This window comes from Pseudoalteromonas sp. HM-SA03 (assembly GCF_002289345.1).
In the GTDB taxonomy this organism is placed as follows: Bacteria; Pseudomonadota; Gammaproteobacteria; order Enterobacterales; family Alteromonadaceae; genus Pseudoalteromonas.
Genome location: NZ_NSDG01000008.1, coordinates 9,599 through 26,535 on the forward strand (window position 1 = coordinate 9,599; position 16,937 = coordinate 26,535).

A 16,937-nucleotide genomic window follows, 5' to 3' on the forward strand; every position below is an offset into this window, starting at 1 on the left:
GCTTTTACTATATCACCATGTGAAATCGCACAGAGTATATGGCCTCAGGTAAGAGCAGATTTTTGTTATTACTCACAAGGTAAAATAACACTCACTTTCAACCCACCTAATTCGCTATGCGCAACGGCAATGCTGCCACCGTGCAATTCAACCAGTTTTTGACAAATAGATAAACCTAAGCCGGAGCCACCAAGATCTCGGCTACGTGATTTATCACAACGGAACAAACGTTCAAACAATCTCCCTAAAGCTTCATCGCCCACACCTGGGCTTGAATCTTCAATAACACATTGGATCTGCTGGCTTTGATAGCTAATATCCACACAGACCTCTCCCGGCTTGTCGGTATAGTTCACACTATTACGAGCCAAGTTGTTGAATATCTGAGCAAATCTAGTTACATCAATGTCGATCTCCAGCGTGTCTGGTAGTTCTATATTGGCATTAAACTCAAGCCCTTCATCCGTCACAAAGTCATCAATATCTTCAACAAGACCAATAAACGTTTGTTTGGCGTTAACGCGCTCTAACACTAAGCTAAGGCTGCCAGTATCTGCCTGTGCGAGCTCATAGATATCTTTAATTAATGTGTTAAGAGTATCGAGACGGCGGTTAAGCACTTTGTAGCTTTGCTGCGGATTTTCCACCAAATTATGTTCCAGAGATTCAATATGTAGCTTAAGTACGGTAAGCGGTGTTCTTAACTCATGAGAAATATCTGCGAGTAATTGCTGCTTTAAGTCCAAGGTTTTGTTAAGAAGCTGCTTCTCGAGTTCCAGTGAGCGACGTTTGTTTCTCGCAAGTAATAGAAACGCGCTCAGTAGAATGACCAAAACTCCCACCACTGCTGCCGTTACTATTTGTTGGACACGCTGTTCGGCCAGCTCTACATCACGCTGTGTTTTCAAGCTTTGTAGTTCATACTGATTTTTTTGATACTCGGTATCCATCTGATACGCCAAGGCTTTTTGACTGGCTTCTTTTTCAAGCTGAGAAACCTTAGACTCCGCGTACTGTAGGTGATAATTAAGCGCAGTCTCAAAGTCACCTTTTGCACTATAGGCGTCCTTTAGAACACGTAATGCAGTTTCCTTGAGGCCAAGATAAACCTCATCTTGAGCAATAATTTGTTCCATACTTTGAATAAAGAAATCAGCTCGCTCTGGTAAAATAATTTGTGCGTACGTTGTCATCGTCTCTTGATAAAGCACTTTGCTTTGTATCGGATCGATTAACTCAAGTGCCTCTTCAACATATGCTCTTGCTTTAACTTTTTGATCTTCCTTCAATTTAAGCTCAGCTAAATTACTCAGCGCCCAACCCTGATTTCTAATATGCCCGTATTCCTCAAATACCGTGAACGCCTTTTTAAAGGACGCCTCGGCACTGCTATATTGGGCTAGTTTTTTTTGCTCTCGGCCAATGCGGATCAAAGTATAGGCTGAGTAAACGACATTACCCGCTTTAATGTCATAGTCATAAGCAGTTTGATAGGCTTCAAGCGATTTCTCATGATCACCAATGACCTGATGCGCGCCACCCAAGTTATAGTAGACTTGTCCAAGTAACACCGTATTTTCCTGTTCTTGGCTTTTCAGTACTGCAATTGATTGCTGTAATAATTCAAGTGCCTTATCTGGTAACGAAAGATCCGAGTAAACATCCGCCAACTGAGTATTCGCAGACACCTGTAAATCTGGAAATTCATACTTTTTTGCCACTTCTATTGAGAGCTCATAATTCTCTATAGAGTCTTTATAGCTACCATTGTTTTTGTATGCAGCGGCTCGAAAGCGGTAGGCATGACTTAATAATCTATGCATATCAAGCGCAGATAGTTGAGATACTGCTAGGTTTAAATAACTAATCGCGTCGCTAAACTTTCCCTCTTTAAGCATGATATCACCATACGTTAAGGAGTATTTAGCTTCATATTCGGGTAAGTGATGCGAGAGTAATACCTGTTTAAAACGCTCCGCCCATTTGTGTGCCTCTTCGAGCTGGAAACCGTTTTTTAATGCAACCGTGGTCTTATGGTGAACGTCAGCGATTTCTTCCGGCGTTAAGCCCGACTCTAATACTTGGTCGACTTTCTGAAGTGCGCTATCACGTGTTTCTTGTTGCTGAATTTCTTTAATAAAAGCATCATATAAACGCTCATTAGCATGAACTAACGGGCTTAATAGTAGGCAACAAGTAAGCAGTATTATCTTAAAGTGCAACACGTTATCGTCTCTTTTTTATTATCGTTATAAATTGAGCAAAACAGCAGGCGAATAGGCTATCATATTGCGTGAACATTAAATAATAAATTGTGGTTCTATATATGTCGAATAATGGTCTAACTCAGTTTTTGCTAGCGTTAAAAAGCGCGGATATAAAAAAAATAAAAGCCGTGTACGCACACGCTTCCAAAGATGAGCAGATTGAAGCCCTCAAGTTTCTTTTTCAAAGTGCGCAGAGTAATGCTGCACTCTATGGCCACTATCAAGATATAGCGAATATTTGCTTACAAGCAGCACGCTTTCCAGAAGCGATGATAGCCGCGATTAACTCTTTGGAGAAGTTTGCCTTTTTCTCAACACCTTTGATCCAAACTGAGCAAATCAACAACCTCAACCCGCAAGGAAATAACATACTACATATTCTTTTATCGCAAATACCCGCGCAAGATAACGGTCTCAACTACCTTAGAACCTTATTGCACTTTGAAAGCAAAGAGCGACTTCAAAATGCACTGAGTCAAAGAAATGCAAAAAAGTTAACACCGCTAGAATGCTACTTAGCTTTTAATAGCCATACCGCACCACTTAGCATTCAAGAATTAAGCGCGTTACTTGGCTTGATGGAAATCGAAAAGCGACATATAAGCGCAGTGGAAAGCCACAACGCCAAAGTGATTGAATCACACCTCCAACAACAACGCCGACTCAGCGAATATAAACAATTTCTGCTAGCCACTTACTATCAAAGCAACGCAGGCTAACTTTCGCCAGATTTTAAGAGGCTGGTAAACTGGCGATGTATTCACTTGCCGTCATGCGGTGATAGGTAACTTGTTCGTGAAATAAGTGCGCAGGGTTTGGGTCAACTACTTCAATTGGAATTGCTTTGTGCCTTGCTATTTCCAAAGCCATTTGAGTGATATTGACACTAAAGGAAGTGCCCATAAAAATCATTCGATCTGCAGCATACATTCGTGACTGTGCTTCACTAATACGATACAGATCGGTGTAGTACTCATCAAACAGCAATACATAGGGCTTAAGTGATACGCCTTTTTCCGGCCCTCGTCGCGCGATCTTGAAAAGTGCTAACAACGACTCGCTTAATCGACTTTCATCAACCTCATGCCAAGGAGCAGTAAAACACTCCGTAGGCTCACCTTGGGTATGAAAAGGTGTCACTTGATCAACGCGTCCATGGACCGCAATAAAATGATTATTGCCTGCTTTACCATCTAAACCGTCGATATTTTGCGTGATCACATTTTTATCACTAAGCCATTGATGAACTTGATTGGGGCCGTGATTAAGGTAAGTCACAAAACGATGGTAATACCATTTTAAGAATTCCGCCGGTTGCGATTTATACATTGCTCGCGTTGCCATTTCTTGAGGTGTGTAGTTAGCCGAGCCTATCGTCCAAAAGCCATCCTCTCCTCGAAAAGTCGGAATACCACTTTCGGCACTCACCCCTGCACCTGTGATATACAACGTTTGCAACATGACACAACCTCAACTCAAGTAAACTTGACTCACGATAACGTAAAGTAGATACCCAAGGCTAGCAACACAAGTACACCCGCAAGCCCAAACATTAGTAATTTGCTACCAATAGGTTCTAGTCTTTCGAGCACTTCAGAAGGTGATTCAGTCACTACAGCTTTGTCCTCCAGCGGTTTTACATCCGTTTTAGTCGACTCACTTGTCTCTGCTTGAGGTAAAACCTGCGATGAAGCCTGGGCTTCCACTGTCCCCTCAAAAGCTGTACAAGGGATCTGCCATTGATATCCTTTTCGTGAAAAGGTTTTGATGGCATCATCACCGAACAAAGCACGTAAATGCCCAATGTTTTGAAATACGACCTGATCCGTGACTTTTCTATCAGGCCATACCTTTTCTAAGATATCTTCTTTACTGTGGATACTTTGAGGAGCGGATAAAAATAGCTCCAATATCTGAGCAGGCTTTTGTTTTAGATTTAGCTTTCTATCGTCTTTATAAAGCTTGAGTTCTTTGCTATCAAACAAAAAATCCTTAAAAGCAAATTTCATTTCCCTAGTTCCCAACTTGGTCTTAATTACTATAATAGTTATTGTTTTATTCGAATTTACTACGACATAACATTGCATTTATAGCGAAACATGCCGCGAAAATATAGGGCAATGTTACATCGGTTTACAAACTATTGATAAAATCGGCTTTTAGTATAGAGCGATCACTCAGAAAATCACTACCTAATCCTTAGAATAATTCGAATAGACTCAAAACCTAAGCGTATATAAACTATGTTTTCCGTAATTGTTAGGCTGACTCATGTTACTCGCTTTTATCTACTCCATCGTGTTGATAAAAACCTCATTACTTGGGTTAGGAATAGTCAGTATTGTGCTATCAACTGTCTTTATTCTCGCGCTACATCTCAACATACCTACTCTCTCAGCCAATGCAAAAAACCAATTCGTTAAATCATTTAAATTTGTACTATTTGCACACCTACTCGGATATTTGCTGCTAGTGGTAAAACTTTTGCTAATTGATGGCTGGCAAGACGTACCTATGTTCATTGCAAGTCATTTGATCATGCATCACATATGGAGTGGGCTTATTGCTGCGATTTTGACATTGACAACCATACTAAAATACCAAACGCTCATTGCAAAACCTAAAACACCAGCAAGTATTAAATAAGTGCAACTATTTAATCTGAGGTTTGGATAAGGAATGTTCCAACTCATTGTTTCTAAAGAACAGCTTAGTTTTTCCTTTTCTAGCCAGAGAGTTTTAGGGAAAGCACCGCTTCCGCGTCCTGCTCTCGCTAAGGTACCTACATCCTGTAGGCAAGGCGAATTTACGCACCAATAGCTGGCTATTGGAAGTGAATTCAACGCAGTTAGCGCTAAAACTGGCTGCTAGAAAGGCATTAATTATCCGCAGCTCAGGTTATTTAGATTTGTAAAACAATAAGAACCAAATTCGACGCCTTCTTACACTTTATGACAGCCCCCCAACAGACCTCCACACCCCCGCTATTTATACTGTCCTCAAGTTAACCACAACGGACATCGATTATGAAAATTAAAGCGCTTTTATCTCTTGCATTACTCACAACAAGTTTATCGTCTTTTGCAGAACAAAATAACGAGACGCATCGCGTTGGTTTAGACATTTCAGGTGGTGGTGCCTCTTATAAGAGTTCAAGTAAAGATGGTGATGGTGTAGGCCAAGCCTACCTGTATTACAACTATCACTTTACGCCAATTTTGGCACTTGAATTAGGTTATAACAGCGGTGAAGACTTAGATGATTGGAAGTGTGAAGACGAAAATGATCGCAAGTTTTCCTGTACGCAAAACAACAAAACTTTGTTTGGCCTTGGTGCTAATAACTTAGAGTTTGATAATTTTGTCGTTGCGGCAAAAGGCTACTATCAAATTTCCGACAACAGCTACTTTTACGGCAAATTAGGTGCGAACTATTACGATTACGAAATCACTCGTGGCCGCACTAAGTTAATTACCGACGATGGTATTGGCTTTGTCGCTGAAGCGGGTTGGCAATATGACTGGGATAATGGTATGGCAGTTAACCTTGGCTACAAGTACCTTGATATGGGTGACTTAGATACATCGAACCTATCTCTAGGTGTCAGCTACCGTTTCTAAAACAACCTACCCAACCTATTAAAAAAGCATGTGATCTCCACATGCTTTTTATTCTTATAACGCCTATGTTTTAGCCCTAGGGCCCATTTATCTTTCGCAAAGCTCAACAAGCCCTAAGCTTTAATCAAACGCTTTTGTAAGATCTGAACTTGATCGCGCGCTTGAGCTGCTTTTTCAAACTCAAGCTCTTTCGCAAACTTCATCATTTGTGCTTCGAGTCGATCTATCTCCTTGGCGATCTCTTTCGCATCCATTGCTGGCATGCCTGGTTTAAACTTGGCATCGATATCAACCACTTTGTCATCAGCCACTTCCTCACCGAGATCCATTACATCCGTGATCTTCTTATTGAGCGCCGTTGGGGTAATGCCATTAGCTTCATTATACGCTTCTTGCTTTTCTCTACGTCTTTGCGTTTCATCTATAGCTTGGCGCATTGAGTTCGTCACCCTATCACCATATAAGATCGCTTTACCGTGTAAGTGACGTGCCGCGCGGCCAATTGTCTGAATAAGAGAGCGCGTTGAGCGTAAGAAGCCTTCTTTATCTGCGTCAAGTATAGCAACCAATGAAACCTCAGGCATATCCAAGCCCTCTCGTAACAAGTTGATGCCAACGAGTACATCAAAAACACCTTTGCGTAGGTCTCGAATGATCTCCATACGCTCAACGGTATCGATGTCAGAGTGTAAGTAACGCACCTTAACATTATGATCGTTAAGATAATCGGTCAGATCTTCTGACATGCGTTTTGTTAGCGTAGTAACCAGCACACGCTCATTCACTTCAACCCGTTTGTAGATCTCAGAGAGCAAATCGTCAACTTGAGTTGCAACTGGACGCACTTCTACTTCTGGATCTAATAGCCCTGTTGGGCGGATCACTTGTTCGGCAACGTCACCCGCTGATTTATTCAATTCATAATCACCGGGAGTCGCTGAAACATAAATGGTCTGCGGCGAAATCGCTTCGAACTCTTCAAATTTTAGTGGTCTATTATCTAGCGCAGACGGTAACCTAAAACCATATTCAACTAAGTTTTCTTTACGACTGCGATCGCCTTTGTACATCGCCCCTACCTGCGAAACGGTAACGTGAGACTCGTCGATGATCATAAGCGCATCATCCGGCAAATAATCTAACAAAGTTGGTGGTGGCTCGCCTGGTGCACGTCCCGATAAATATCGACTGTAATTTTCAATACCAGAGCAATAGCCAAGCTCGGTCATCATTTCAATATCGTACTGTGTACGTTGAGCAATGCGCTGCTCTTCGACTAAGCGATTTTTATCCAATAATTGAGTACGGCGGTCTTTGAGTTCTATCTTGATACGCTCAATGGCATCAAGGATCTTTTCTCTTGGCGTTACATAGTGGGTTTTTGGATAGATAGTCGCGCGAACTAGGTGTTTCTCAACGGCACCAGTCAAGGGATCAAACAAACTGATCCGCTCTATCTCATCGTCAAACATCTCAACCCGTACCGCGATGGTTTCCGATTCGGCAGGAAAAATATCAATAACTTCACCGCGAACTCGATAGGTACCACGGCTAAAATCCATGTCATTACGCGTGTATTGTAGTTCTGCCAAACGCCTTAACATGTCGCGCTGATCGATAGTTTCACCGACTTTCAGTAATAGCATCATTTTCATGTAAGAGTCGGGATCGCCAAGGCCGTAAATCGCTGAAACTGAGGCGACGATGATAGTGTCTCTGCGCTCAAGCAAGGCTTTGGTCGCAGATAAACGCATTTGCTCTATGTGATCGTTGATAGACGCGTCTTTCTCAATAAAAGTGTCACTGGCAACGACATAGGCTTCGGGTTGATAATAGTCATAGTAAGAGACGAAATACTCAACCGCATTATGAGGAAAAAACTCTTTCATTTCGCCATACAATTGCGCCGCCAGCGTTTTGTTATGCGCCATAATAATTGTCGGGCGGTTAAGGTTATTAATGATGTTGGCCATGGTAAAGGTTTTACCCGTTCCCGTAGCCCCCAGCAAGGTTTGATGTGCAAGGCCTGATTCTAAACCATCGCACAGCTGAGCAATCGCTGTTGGTTGATCACCGTTTGGCTGAAACTCAGAAACTAGCTGAAACTTATCTTCCATTACGCCTCCTTTTGAACCTCGCTTGCTGCAATTTCATTAATCACTTTCTTAAACCAATTGTAAGCAATGGCTGCGGTAAATAAATTCCCCAAAGCAGCGCCTGCAAATAGCCCTGGTAATCCTGCCAACTGTGAACCTACATAAGCAATAGGTACATAAAATATGAACAATCGGATCACACTTAGAATGAGCGCATTCATCGGTTTATGCAACGCATTAAATGACGAATTGGTTAATATGATCACGCCTTGAAGGCCGTATCCTAGCGGCATGATATAAATAAATAGCTGTATGGTTTCAACAACAGCTGGCTCATTACCAAAAGTATGGCTGATGTAATAAGCACTCAATACCAGTAATAAGTAGACCGCAAATTGAAAGCCAAGCACAAATTTAAGTGTTTGGGTATAGGCATCAGACACACGCTGGTATTGTTTTGCACCAAAGTTCTGACTGACAAATGGCGGCAAGGTCATAGAAAGCGCTAAAACCACCAGACTTGCGATAGACTCAATACGACTTCCAACACCAAATGCGGCCACAGCTTCAGGTCCGTAGCTGGCAATAAGTGCGGTCATTACCGCCATTGCCAACGGCGTTAGCATATTTGCGCCAGCTGCAGGCAGGCCAATGGTGAGAATTTTTTTCGCCGCGTTTGCGAAGCTGGTGTATTTTGCAGACAGTGAGATAAGACGCTTTTTAACTATCAGCAAATATAAGATAATAGTTACCCCTAGACTCCAAGACAACACACTAGCCACTGCTGCCCCTTTTACACCCATTGCATCAATAGGCCCAAATCCGAAGATTAATATCGGGTCCAGCACCGCATTTACTAATCCCCCGAGTCCCATAACTAAGCTTGGCGTTTTGGTATCACCACTGGCGCGCAGCACTGAATTACCAATCATCGGCGTTATCAATAAAATCGAACCAATGAACCACACCGACATATAGTCGTGGATAAATGGCATAACCGCTTCACCAGCACCGAGAAGAATAAAAATATCATCGACAAAAATGAAACCGAGAATAGAAAGTAATGAAACGAATATCGCAGAGATAATAATAGCTACTGCGGCATCAAATTTGGCTTCCTCGAGCAAATTGCTACCTAAAGCCTTCGCGATAACGGCGGATGTTCCAATACCTAACCCGATGGCTAAGCTAATTACAGTAAAGGTAACAGGAAAGGTGAAGCTGATTGCAGCGAGTGGCTCGGTGCCAAGCATACTAATAAAGAAAGTATCAACGAGATTAAACATCATCAGCGTGATCATCCCGAATATCATGGGGATCGTCATTCGCTTTAAAGTCGCCCCAATATCACCAAAAAGGATATCGTTGCCATTGGAATTTGACTTAGCTTGAGTCATAACAACCTATTTCTGATACTTTAAGCGGCTCATTGTATGCTATTCAAGATGTTGACGCTATGCGGGAAACGTTAAGAGTCGTTATAAAGTCTAAATTAGCAACCGTTTCCTATAAAAAGCTCGTATTACGCCACAGGATTAAGGTTTAGTGTTGAAAATAACGATTCAGTAAGTTTTGACAAAAAAGTTACAACCTCGCTTGCAAAGTAGCATGTTTTTTGCACAACCAAAAAGGTAGAAAGTTCATAAAAGCTTCACACTGAGCAACAAATAAACAAAAATAACCAACCAAACATAACTTATTGATATTGTTGAAATTAAATATTTATCGAATTTTACTTGAAACGGCTGCAGCGCCCTAATTTCATAGTCTTGCAATACTTCTCAAATAATAATAAACAATGTTATCCACAGATTCCGTGGATAAGTCGCTCCAAGCCAATAGAATAAAGGTTTTCAGCTTGGAGTAATTTTGATCAACGGCGTGTTTAGTGTGATCATTCTTAAAACAACAACTGGATCAATTTAGATCTCTAGGCTAACCTTGCATCTGAAAGTAAAAAGCGTCTAGCTATTAAAAATAACAAGGAACACATATCCATTTGTTTTAACTAAACTTTTTATAAAACCATTGATTATCACTTTAATGATAGTAACTACTTACTGTTTGCCACGCCGCGTTTAAATAGAGATTATCAATACCACACTATTTATGCTCATTGATCTCATTCACATGATAATTGCAATGATTTAAAGATCTCAAGAAAACATCATAAAATGAGCAGTTAGGGATATAATTCAAACAAAACGTTCAAAAAATACATTAAACAGAATATATCACTGTATAGATAAACAGTAAACACTGTATATGTTAATTTTATTCGACATCCCCCTACATGATGATTTAGGAATTTTATACAACAGCTTCTATTTCATATTTTGCAGCTCTTCATGATATGAGGTTTTTGAAACCGAAACTCACTAAGAGTCATTATATTAACGATGATAAATTACCTATCACTCAACTTTTGCTTAGATTACTAGGCGGCAAGTCGAGCGCTGCGATCAAAACCCACTCAGGGGAACAAAAATCAAACAGCAAAGGTCAACAGGACCTATATCAAGAATACTAAACAAGCTAAAAAGCCAACAAATAGCGCATTAATTCATCGCTTAGTAGAGTTTTTTACGTTTCTGTGATTTTAGTGGTTGACACCTTGCAATGTCGTCATTAATATTTCGCCCCGTTGAGAGATACGCTTCCCCCTTAGCTCAGTTGGTTAGAGCGACGGACTGTTAATCCGCAGGTCCCCCGTTCGAGTCGGGGAGGGNATTCTCACACTTGACTATTCCCCCTTAGCTCAGTTGGTTAGAGCGACGGACTGTTAATCCGCAGGTCCCCCGTTCGAGTCGGGGAGGGGGAGCCAATCCTTCACCGGAAAGTCAACATCTTATTGTAGTTCCCCCTTAGCTCAGTTGGTTAGAGCGACGGGGGAGCCAATCGCAGGTCCCCCGTTCGAGTCGGGGAGGGGGAGCCAATCCTTCACCGGAAAGTCAACATCTTATTGTAGTTCCCCCTTAGCTCAGTTGGTTAGAGCGACGGACTGTTAATCCGCAGGTCCCCCGTTCGAGTCGGGGAGGGGGAGCCAATCCTTCACCGGAAAGTCAACATCTTATTGTAGTTCCCCCTTAGCTCAGTTGGTTAGAGCGACGGACTTACTTCCCGCAGGTCCCCCGTTCGAGTCGGGGAGGGGGAGCCAATCAATAAGATTTTGCTCAAAAAGAGCATTCCCAAAGTTCTAAATTGTTCCCCCTTAGCTCAGTTGGTTAGAGCGACGGACTGTTAATCCGCAGGTCCCCCGTTCGAGTCGGGGAGGNTCCACGAAAGCATTAGACTTTTTCCAGCATTTACACTACTCTACAAGCAATATTCTCACTGCATTTGCCCAAATAACAACCTTCTCTGCAATTTATCGACCAGACAAAAATCAAACCGATGAATTTGATAAAGAAATTGGCAATGCATCCGATACTATGGAATAACCCTCTTTAAGAAGCGTACTATGGCTGGTTTTAAAAAACTTATCGTACTCCAAGTCACCTCTTGGCTATTATTTTCCTTGATTGGTGGCTTTTTTTTCGCAACAAGTTTTGACTCTGCAATCAACAAAGCACAACAAAGTGCCCATACCATGGTGACAGAGTATATAAAGGATAAGAAACTCACTGAAGTTACTCCTGAACATATCCGCCAAGCCTTAAATAGTGGAGATGTTTTCTCAACTTTTATCGTACGAGACTTTGACGGTCAAACCGTTTTGCAAGTCAATACACCGAGCAATCTCCCTTTTATCGCTGAACTCATAGAATCAAATATCAATGCTATTCGCCCCCAATTTGCTGTTAACGATACCAAAGACATCAAAATTGAATTCTTGATCAATGCACAAAGTCAGGCGCAATTACTACAACAAGCCCTACTACTACTTATCATTATTTCAGCATTAGTTGCCTTTATTCCTGTTTTCTTTATGCAAGGCGTCTATAAAAAGCTGAATCGCAACGTTAGTATGACAGTGGCCAATGCTGTAGATTCATACATCACGCAAAACCAAGTTACAGACAATATTGAGTTTGACTTTAACGATGGCAAAGTTGCGGAACTCGGCCAAGATTTAATCCCCTCTTTTAAACGCTTAGCCAGCTTTTTAAAGTCAAAGCAAGAAGACATTAAAAATGCCGCTCACACTATCAAGCAAGAAGCGTATAAAGATGTAGTCACCGATCTTGGCAACCGCAATATGTTCGTTGAACATTACGAGCAGTATATCGAGTCATCAGCTAAAAAGGCATTTGGCTCGTTGGCGATGATCCGCTGTTCTGAATTGCAGGTCATTAACCAAACTCGTGGTTATCAAAAAGGCGATGAATACATTAAGTCGGTATCGGATATCATCAAGCACGTCACCGGTACTTATGCCGGCAGCCAGGTGTTCCGTTTAAATAGCTCGGATTTTGCGGTGATCTTACCCAATGTGCCAAGTAAAGAAGCGGAAGAGTTTGGTGAAACACTGCAAGCGCGCTTTACTCAGTTCCAGCAAAATCAAGAACTATCATCGGTTGCAAACACAGGGATCGTGCCTTACGAAAACGGGAAACCACTTGGAGAACTACTCTCAGTTGTCGATAATGCGATGAGTATGGCGCAAAGCAAGCAAGCCAATGCTTGGCATATTCAACGTGAGTCTGACTTAGTGAATAATGTCAGTGCTGGATTTGGCAACCAAAACTGGCGTCGCGTGATCCGCGATGTGATCAACAGCAAGCGTGTTAGCTTGATGATGCAGAATATCATGCCGATTGGTAAAAATTCTAAGGCCTATGCTGAGATCCAGTCTCGCTTCAAAACCGAAGAAGGACAGATGTTACCAACAGCCTCTTTCCTTGCCATGGCAGAAAAGCTAGAAATGGCCATCGAGATTGATCAGCTGATCATTGACACCTCGCTAGAACTTATCAAAACGCGTAACTTTAATGAAAAGTATTTTGGGATAAACGTTACCGCATCGAGCGCTCATAACGATCAATTTGTGATCTGGTTAGAGCGTCGTTTGTTAAAAGAAACCAATCTGGCCTCTAAGCTGGTATTTGAAGTCAGCGAGTTTGGCTTACAGCAAAATATTAAAGCCAGTAAGCGCTTTATTGATATGGTTCATCGTGCCGGCGCTCGTATCACCGTTGAGCGTTTTGGTGTGGGTTTAACGTCGTTTAAGTTCTTTAGAGACCTAAAGCCTGACTATATCAAAATGGATGCAAGCTATACTCGTGGTCTTGAAGAAGACAAGAACAATCAATATTTTATGCGCTTAATGGTTGACCTTGCGCACCGTATCGGTGTCAACGTATTTGCCGAAGGTATCGAGAGTCAAGAAGAGAAACATATAGTCGAAACGCTTTGCTTGGACGGTGTACAAGGCTATTACATCGAAAAACCGAAAGAAATCTAGGTAATCTGAGCTTCGGATAATTCCCCCCCAGTCCAAGCTCCAATAAAGTTTCAAGGGCAACTTGTTTGCCCTTCCCTTTCCTGCAGCTATTGCGCTGACTTTCGCACACTATCATTTGCCACACCAGTTACAATCTGTGTTACTATTGGCAGGAATTATCATTCAAATTTATCCATGCGATCGAAGAAGTTCAAAAAGATAAGCTTGAAGATTATTTCGGCGTTAGTGGTAATCCAAGATTTAGCAATAAAATCACTCTATCACCATGATTTTATTGGTAAATACTCATATATTTAGCCTGATAAGCGAACTCTGAATTAGGATTACTTGCTAATAACTGAATGAAAACTGTCAGCATTACATGACAAGCTACAGCCTCATAAAATTTGAGACGCGAGCTTAAATGATAGCAAGGCGCATGTTTTCATTTAAAAAATTCAAAGCGGAACGGTGCTATCGGTTTAATTCTACTAAAAAGTATTTTTAGCAAAATTAAATCCAGTCAAAACTTGCACCTAGTAAGTTCTTTAATACAGTTAACTATCACCTCGATTTGACGGGAAAACCCGCGTAAAGTGAATAAGTTATAGAGGCAGGAATGACCGAATACATTTTGTTGCTCATTGGCACAGTGCTGGTGAATAACTTCGTTTTAGTCCAATTTTTGGGCTTATGTCCATTTATGGGGGTATCTGGAAAATTGGATACCGCAGTGGGAATGTCGTTAGCGACCACCTTTGTTCTCACGCTAGCCTCAGTCACCAGCTATTTGGTCAATCAGTATATTTTATTGCCGCTCGACCTCACTTTTTTAAGAACGATGAGCTTTATTTTGGTTATCGCGGTGGTTGTACAATTTACAGAAATGGTGGTGCGTAAAACCAGTCCAACCTTGTATCGATTACTGGGGATTTTCTTACCTTTAATCACCACCAACTGCGCAGTACTAGGCGTTGCACTACTTAATATCAAGAAAGACCACACCTTTTTAGAATCTGCAGTCTATGGTTTTGGTGCTGCGGTTGGCTTTTCTATGGTTTTGGTGTTATTTGCCGCTTTGCGTGAGCGTTTGGCTGTCGCGGACGTGCCAACACCGTTTAAAGGCGCATCGATAGCGATGATCACCGCAGGACTCATGTCGCTTGCGTTTATGGGCTTTTCTGGATTGGTTAAGTTTTAGATATGACATTACTTTACGCATTACTTGCGCTGGGTGCGCTGGCGCTTATTTTTGGTATTGTGCTTGGCTATGCAGCAGTGAAATACCGAGTTGAAAGCAACCCAATTGTTGAACAGATAGATGCTATTCTTCCACAGACTCAATGCGGCCAGTGTGGCTATCCTGGCTGTCGACCGTACGCTGAAGCGATTGCGAATGGCGATGACGTGAATAAATGCCCTCCAGGCGGTGAAGCAACAGTGAAAAAACTGGCTGACTTAATGGGTGTCGAAGCAAAGCCACTGGCTGGCGGAGAAGACGCTGAGCCGGTCAAAAAGGTAGCTTACATTCGTGAAGACGAATGTATCGGCTGTACCAAATGCATTCAAGCCTGCCCTGTTGATGCCATCGTTGGTGCAACCAGACAAATGCACACCGTGCTCATTGACGAGTGCACAGGCTGCGATCTGTGTGTCGAGCCCTGTCCGGTCGATTGTATCGATATGATCCCGGTTGCACAGACCAAGCAAACGTGGAAGTGGCAGCTAGACGCCATTCCTGTGACACAGATTGATTAAGAGGTTTAAGTGGAAACATTACTTGAACAAATAGAAAGCGGAAAACTGTGGCAGTTCCCAGGTGGCATCCATCCACCAGAGCAAAAGAGATTATCTAACCAACAACCGATTGCTCGTTTACCTTTGCCGAATAAACTCATTTTACCATTGAAGCAACATATAGGTGCAAACGGCAGTTTATTGGTACAGTCTGGCGAGCACGTGCTAAAAGGTCAAGCATTGACGGCTCCGGGCAGAAACTGGTCACTCCCCATTCACGCCCCCACATCTGGCACCATTGAAGCAATAAAACCGATGCCGTCGGCGCATCCATCCGCACTACCTGAGCTCAGTATTATTTTACGCCCAGACGGTGAAGATAAGTGGACACCGCTGAATCCGGTTAGCGATTTAAGCGCGCTTGATAACAAACAGCTTATCGATATTATCCACCAAGCTGGTATTGCCGGTATGGGCGGCGCGGGATTCCCAACCTATGTCAAAGCAGACAGCCCAAAACCCATTGAGTTTTTAGTCGTCAATGGCATTGAGTGCGAACCGTATATTACAGCCGATGATCGTTTGATGCGTGAGCACGCCAAAGAAATCATCGCGGGCATCGAAGTGCTACAAGGGATATTGAAGCCACAAAAGGTACTGTTTGGCATTGAAGACAATAAACCTGAAGCCATTGCGGCGATCACTGCAGCGGCTCAGCATAATCAGAATATCTTAGTCCGTAGTGTACCAACTAAATACCCCTCTGGTGGTGAAAAGCAACTGGTCAAGCTATTAACCTCCAAAGAAGTACCAAGTGCTGGAATACCTGCGGATATCGGCGTACTGGTGCAGAATGTCGGAACACTGTTCGCAATTTGGCAAGCCATTTTTGAGGGTAAACCACTTATTGAGCGCGTAGTTACCGTGACCGGTAATACCATTACGCAGCCAGGCAACGTGTGGGCTTTACTCGGCACTGAAATAAAACATCTGCTAGACTCGCAAGGCTTTTCGCCTGTAGAGGCGCAGCGCGTAGTCATGGGCGGTCCAATGATGGGCTTTACCTTGCCATCGGTTAGGATACCAGTGGTCAAAACCACCAACTGTATACTCGCGCCAGACAACCAAGAACTTGCGATCCCCGGTGATGAAAAGGCATGTATTCGCTGTAGTGCCTGTGCAGATGCCTGCCCTCAAAGCCTGTTACCACAGCAGTTACAATGGTTTGCTAAAGGAAAAGAGTACCAAAAGTTAGAGGAATACAACCTCTTTGACTGTATCGAATGTGGTGCGTGCTCTTATGTTTGTCCAAGCGAAATCCCCTTAGTGCAATACTATCGTGTAGCCAAAGCCGACATTCGCGAACAAAAGCTTGAACAAGTCAAAGCAGAGCGTGCTAAAGAGCGTTTTGAGGCAAGAAAAGAGCGCTTAGAGCGCGAACAAGAAGAACGCCAAAATAAACATAAACGCCGTTCGACGGGCGCTGCACCAAAAGCCGCAGATAAAGAAAAAGTGCAAGAAGCACTCTCACGCGTTAAAGATAAGCAGTCAGATAAGTCCGCAGTCCAAGCTGCGATTGCACGCGCCAAAGCCAAACGAGGTGAGAACGGCGAATTAGAGCCGGATAATAGCGCCATTGCTGAAGAGCGTGCAAAACGCAAAGCGCAGGCGCGTAAATATAAAGAAGAAAAAACTGATCAGCCTGAAAGCACAGATAAAAAAGATGCAGTAGCCGCCGCCATTGCCCGTGCAAAGGCGAAAAAGGCCGCAGCCCAAACATCATCTGAGTCTGAGCCAGCAGCAGGTGATAAAAAGGCAGCCGTAGCTGCTGCAA

12 protein-coding genes, 4 tRNA genes and 1 pseudogene are annotated in these 16,937 nt (G+C 42.7%); 12 read left to right on the forward strand and 5 right to left on the reverse strand.

The features are described from left to right. Window positions 1–68: 68 nt before the first annotated feature. Window positions 69–2,225, reverse strand: coding sequence for a tetratricopeptide repeat protein (locus CKO50_RS01675; RefSeq protein WP_095726745.1), 2,157 nt, complete (start codon window positions 2,223–2,225; stop codon window positions 69–71). Between the two features lie 101 nt (window positions 2,226–2,326). Between CKO50_RS01675 and CKO50_RS01680 the strand changes: the two genes are divergently transcribed. Then, a complete protein-coding gene (locus CKO50_RS01680) occupies window positions 2,327–2,986 on the forward strand; it encodes a hypothetical protein (protein ID WP_095726746.1) in 660 nt (219 codons plus the stop codon). A gap of 13 nt (window positions 2,987–2,999) precedes the next feature. Here the strand turns inward: CKO50_RS01680 and CKO50_RS01685 are convergent, their stop codons facing one another. Then, window positions 3,000–3,728 (reverse strand): Sir2 family NAD-dependent protein deacetylase, encoded by a 729-nt coding sequence (locus CKO50_RS01685; RefSeq protein WP_095726747.1) that lies wholly within the window; start codon window positions 3,726–3,728, stop codon window positions 3,000–3,002. Between the two features lie 29 nt (window positions 3,729–3,757). Next, a complete protein-coding gene (locus CKO50_RS01690) occupies window positions 3,758–4,276 on the reverse strand; it encodes a winged helix-turn-helix domain-containing protein (protein WP_095726748.1) in 519 nt (172 codons plus the stop codon). Window positions 4,277–4,538: 262 nt separating this feature from the next. On the opposite strand from CKO50_RS01690, the gene CKO50_RS01695 reads away from it, so the two are divergent. After that, window positions 4,539–4,913: a hypothetical protein gene (locus CKO50_RS01695; RefSeq protein WP_095726749.1), complete on the forward strand. Its 375-nt coding sequence runs from the start codon at window positions 4,539–4,541 to the stop codon at window positions 4,911–4,913. Window positions 4,914–5,293: 380 nt separating this feature from the next. Beyond that, window positions 5,294–5,887 (forward strand): porin family protein, encoded by a 594-nt coding sequence (locus CKO50_RS01700; protein ID WP_095726750.1) that lies wholly within the window; start codon window positions 5,294–5,296, stop codon window positions 5,885–5,887. A 113-nt stretch (window positions 5,888–6,000) separates the two neighbouring features. On the opposite strand, the gene uvrB is transcribed toward CKO50_RS01700, so the two are convergent. Together uvrB and CKO50_RS01710 are read right to left on the reverse strand one after the other, a co-directional pair. Further along, window positions 6,001–8,004 carry an excinuclease ABC subunit UvrB gene (uvrB, locus tag CKO50_RS01705; RefSeq protein ID WP_095726751.1) on the reverse strand — a complete coding sequence of 668 codons (2,004 nt, stop codon included), beginning with the start codon at window positions 8,002–8,004 and terminating at the stop codon, window positions 6,001–6,003. Next, window positions 8,004–9,380, reverse strand: coding sequence for an MATE family efflux transporter (locus CKO50_RS01710; protein WP_095726752.1), 1,377 nt, complete (start codon window positions 9,378–9,380; stop codon window positions 8,004–8,006). Before CKO50_RS01710 ends, uvrB begins: the two co-directional genes overlap by 1 nt. 1,350 nt (window positions 9,381–10,730) lie before the next feature. Here CKO50_RS01710 and CKO50_RS01720 point away from each other — a divergent pair. The 9 genes and pseudogenes from CKO50_RS01720 to rsxC all read left to right on the forward strand — a co-directional run. Continuing rightward, window positions 10,731–10,807: transfer RNA gene (locus CKO50_RS01720), tRNA-Asn, on the forward strand. A gap of 34 nt (window positions 10,808–10,841) precedes the next feature. Then, window positions 10,842–10,918 (forward strand): annotated as a pseudogene (locus CKO50_RS01725). A 34-nt stretch (window positions 10,919–10,952) separates the two neighbouring features. Beyond that, window positions 10,953–11,029, forward strand: a tRNA-Asn gene (locus tag CKO50_RS01730). 34 nt (window positions 11,030–11,063) lie between these two features. Next, window positions 11,064–11,140, forward strand: a tRNA-Val gene (locus CKO50_RS01735). A 52-nt stretch (window positions 11,141–11,192) separates the two neighbouring features. Further along, a tRNA-Asn gene (locus tag CKO50_RS01740) sits at window positions 11,193–11,262 on the forward strand. Between the two features lie 181 nt (window positions 11,263–11,443). Beyond that, window positions 11,444–13,387, forward strand: coding sequence for an EAL domain-containing protein (locus tag CKO50_RS01745; protein ID WP_095726753.1), 1,944 nt, complete (start codon window positions 11,444–11,446; stop codon window positions 13,385–13,387). Window positions 13,388–13,985: 598 nt separating this feature from the next. Then, a complete protein-coding gene (rsxA, locus tag CKO50_RS01750) occupies window positions 13,986–14,567 on the forward strand; it encodes an electron transport complex subunit RsxA (protein ID WP_010370383.1) in 582 nt (193 codons plus the stop codon). Window positions 14,568–14,569: 2 nt separating this feature from the next. Then, window positions 14,570–15,124: an electron transport complex subunit RsxB gene (gene rsxB / locus CKO50_RS01755; protein WP_010370380.1), complete on the forward strand. Its 555-nt coding sequence runs from the start codon at window positions 14,570–14,572 to the stop codon at window positions 15,122–15,124. 9 nt (window positions 15,125–15,133) lie between these two features. Beyond that, on the forward strand, window positions 15,134–16,937 hold a 1,804-nt coding region (rsxC, locus tag CKO50_RS01760), incomplete at its 3' end, for an electron transport complex subunit RsxC (RefSeq protein WP_255228988.1).

Excerpts from the sequence above, each read along its gene's own strand:
- CKO50_RS01680 (WP_095726746.1), top strand. The coding sequence starts at position 2,327 with ATGTCGAATAATGGTCTAACTCAGTTTTTGCTAGCGTTAAAAAGCGCG.
- CKO50_RS01685 (WP_095726747.1), bottom strand. The coding sequence starts at position 3,728 with ATGTTGCAAACGTTGTATATCACAGGTGCAGGGGTGAGTGCCGAAAGT.
- CKO50_RS01690 (WP_095726748.1), bottom strand. The coding sequence starts at position 4,276 with ATGAAATTTGCTTTTAAGGATTTTTTGTTTGATAGCAAAGAACTCAAG.
- CKO50_RS01695 (WP_095726749.1), top strand. The coding sequence starts at position 4,539 with ATGTTACTCGCTTTTATCTACTCCATCGTGTTGATAAAAACCTCATTA.
- CKO50_RS01700 (WP_095726750.1), top strand. The coding sequence starts at position 5,294 with ATGAAAATTAAAGCGCTTTTATCTCTTGCATTACTCACAACAAGTTTA.
- uvrB (WP_095726751.1), bottom strand. The coding sequence starts at position 8,004 with ATGGAAGATAAGTTTCAGCTAGTTTCTGAGTTTCAGCCAAACGGTGAT.
- CKO50_RS01710 (WP_095726752.1), bottom strand. The coding sequence starts at position 9,380 with ATGACTCAAGCTAAGTCAAATTCCAATGGCAACGATATCCTTTTTGGT.
- CKO50_RS01745 (WP_095726753.1), top strand. The coding sequence starts at position 11,444 with ATGGCTGGTTTTAAAAAACTTATCGTACTCCAAGTCACCTCTTGGCTA.
- rsxA (WP_010370383.1), top strand. The coding sequence starts at position 13,986 with ATGACCGAATACATTTTGTTGCTCATTGGCACAGTGCTGGTGAATAAC.
- rsxB (WP_010370380.1), top strand. The coding sequence starts at position 14,570 with ATGACATTACTTTACGCATTACTTGCGCTGGGTGCGCTGGCGCTTATT.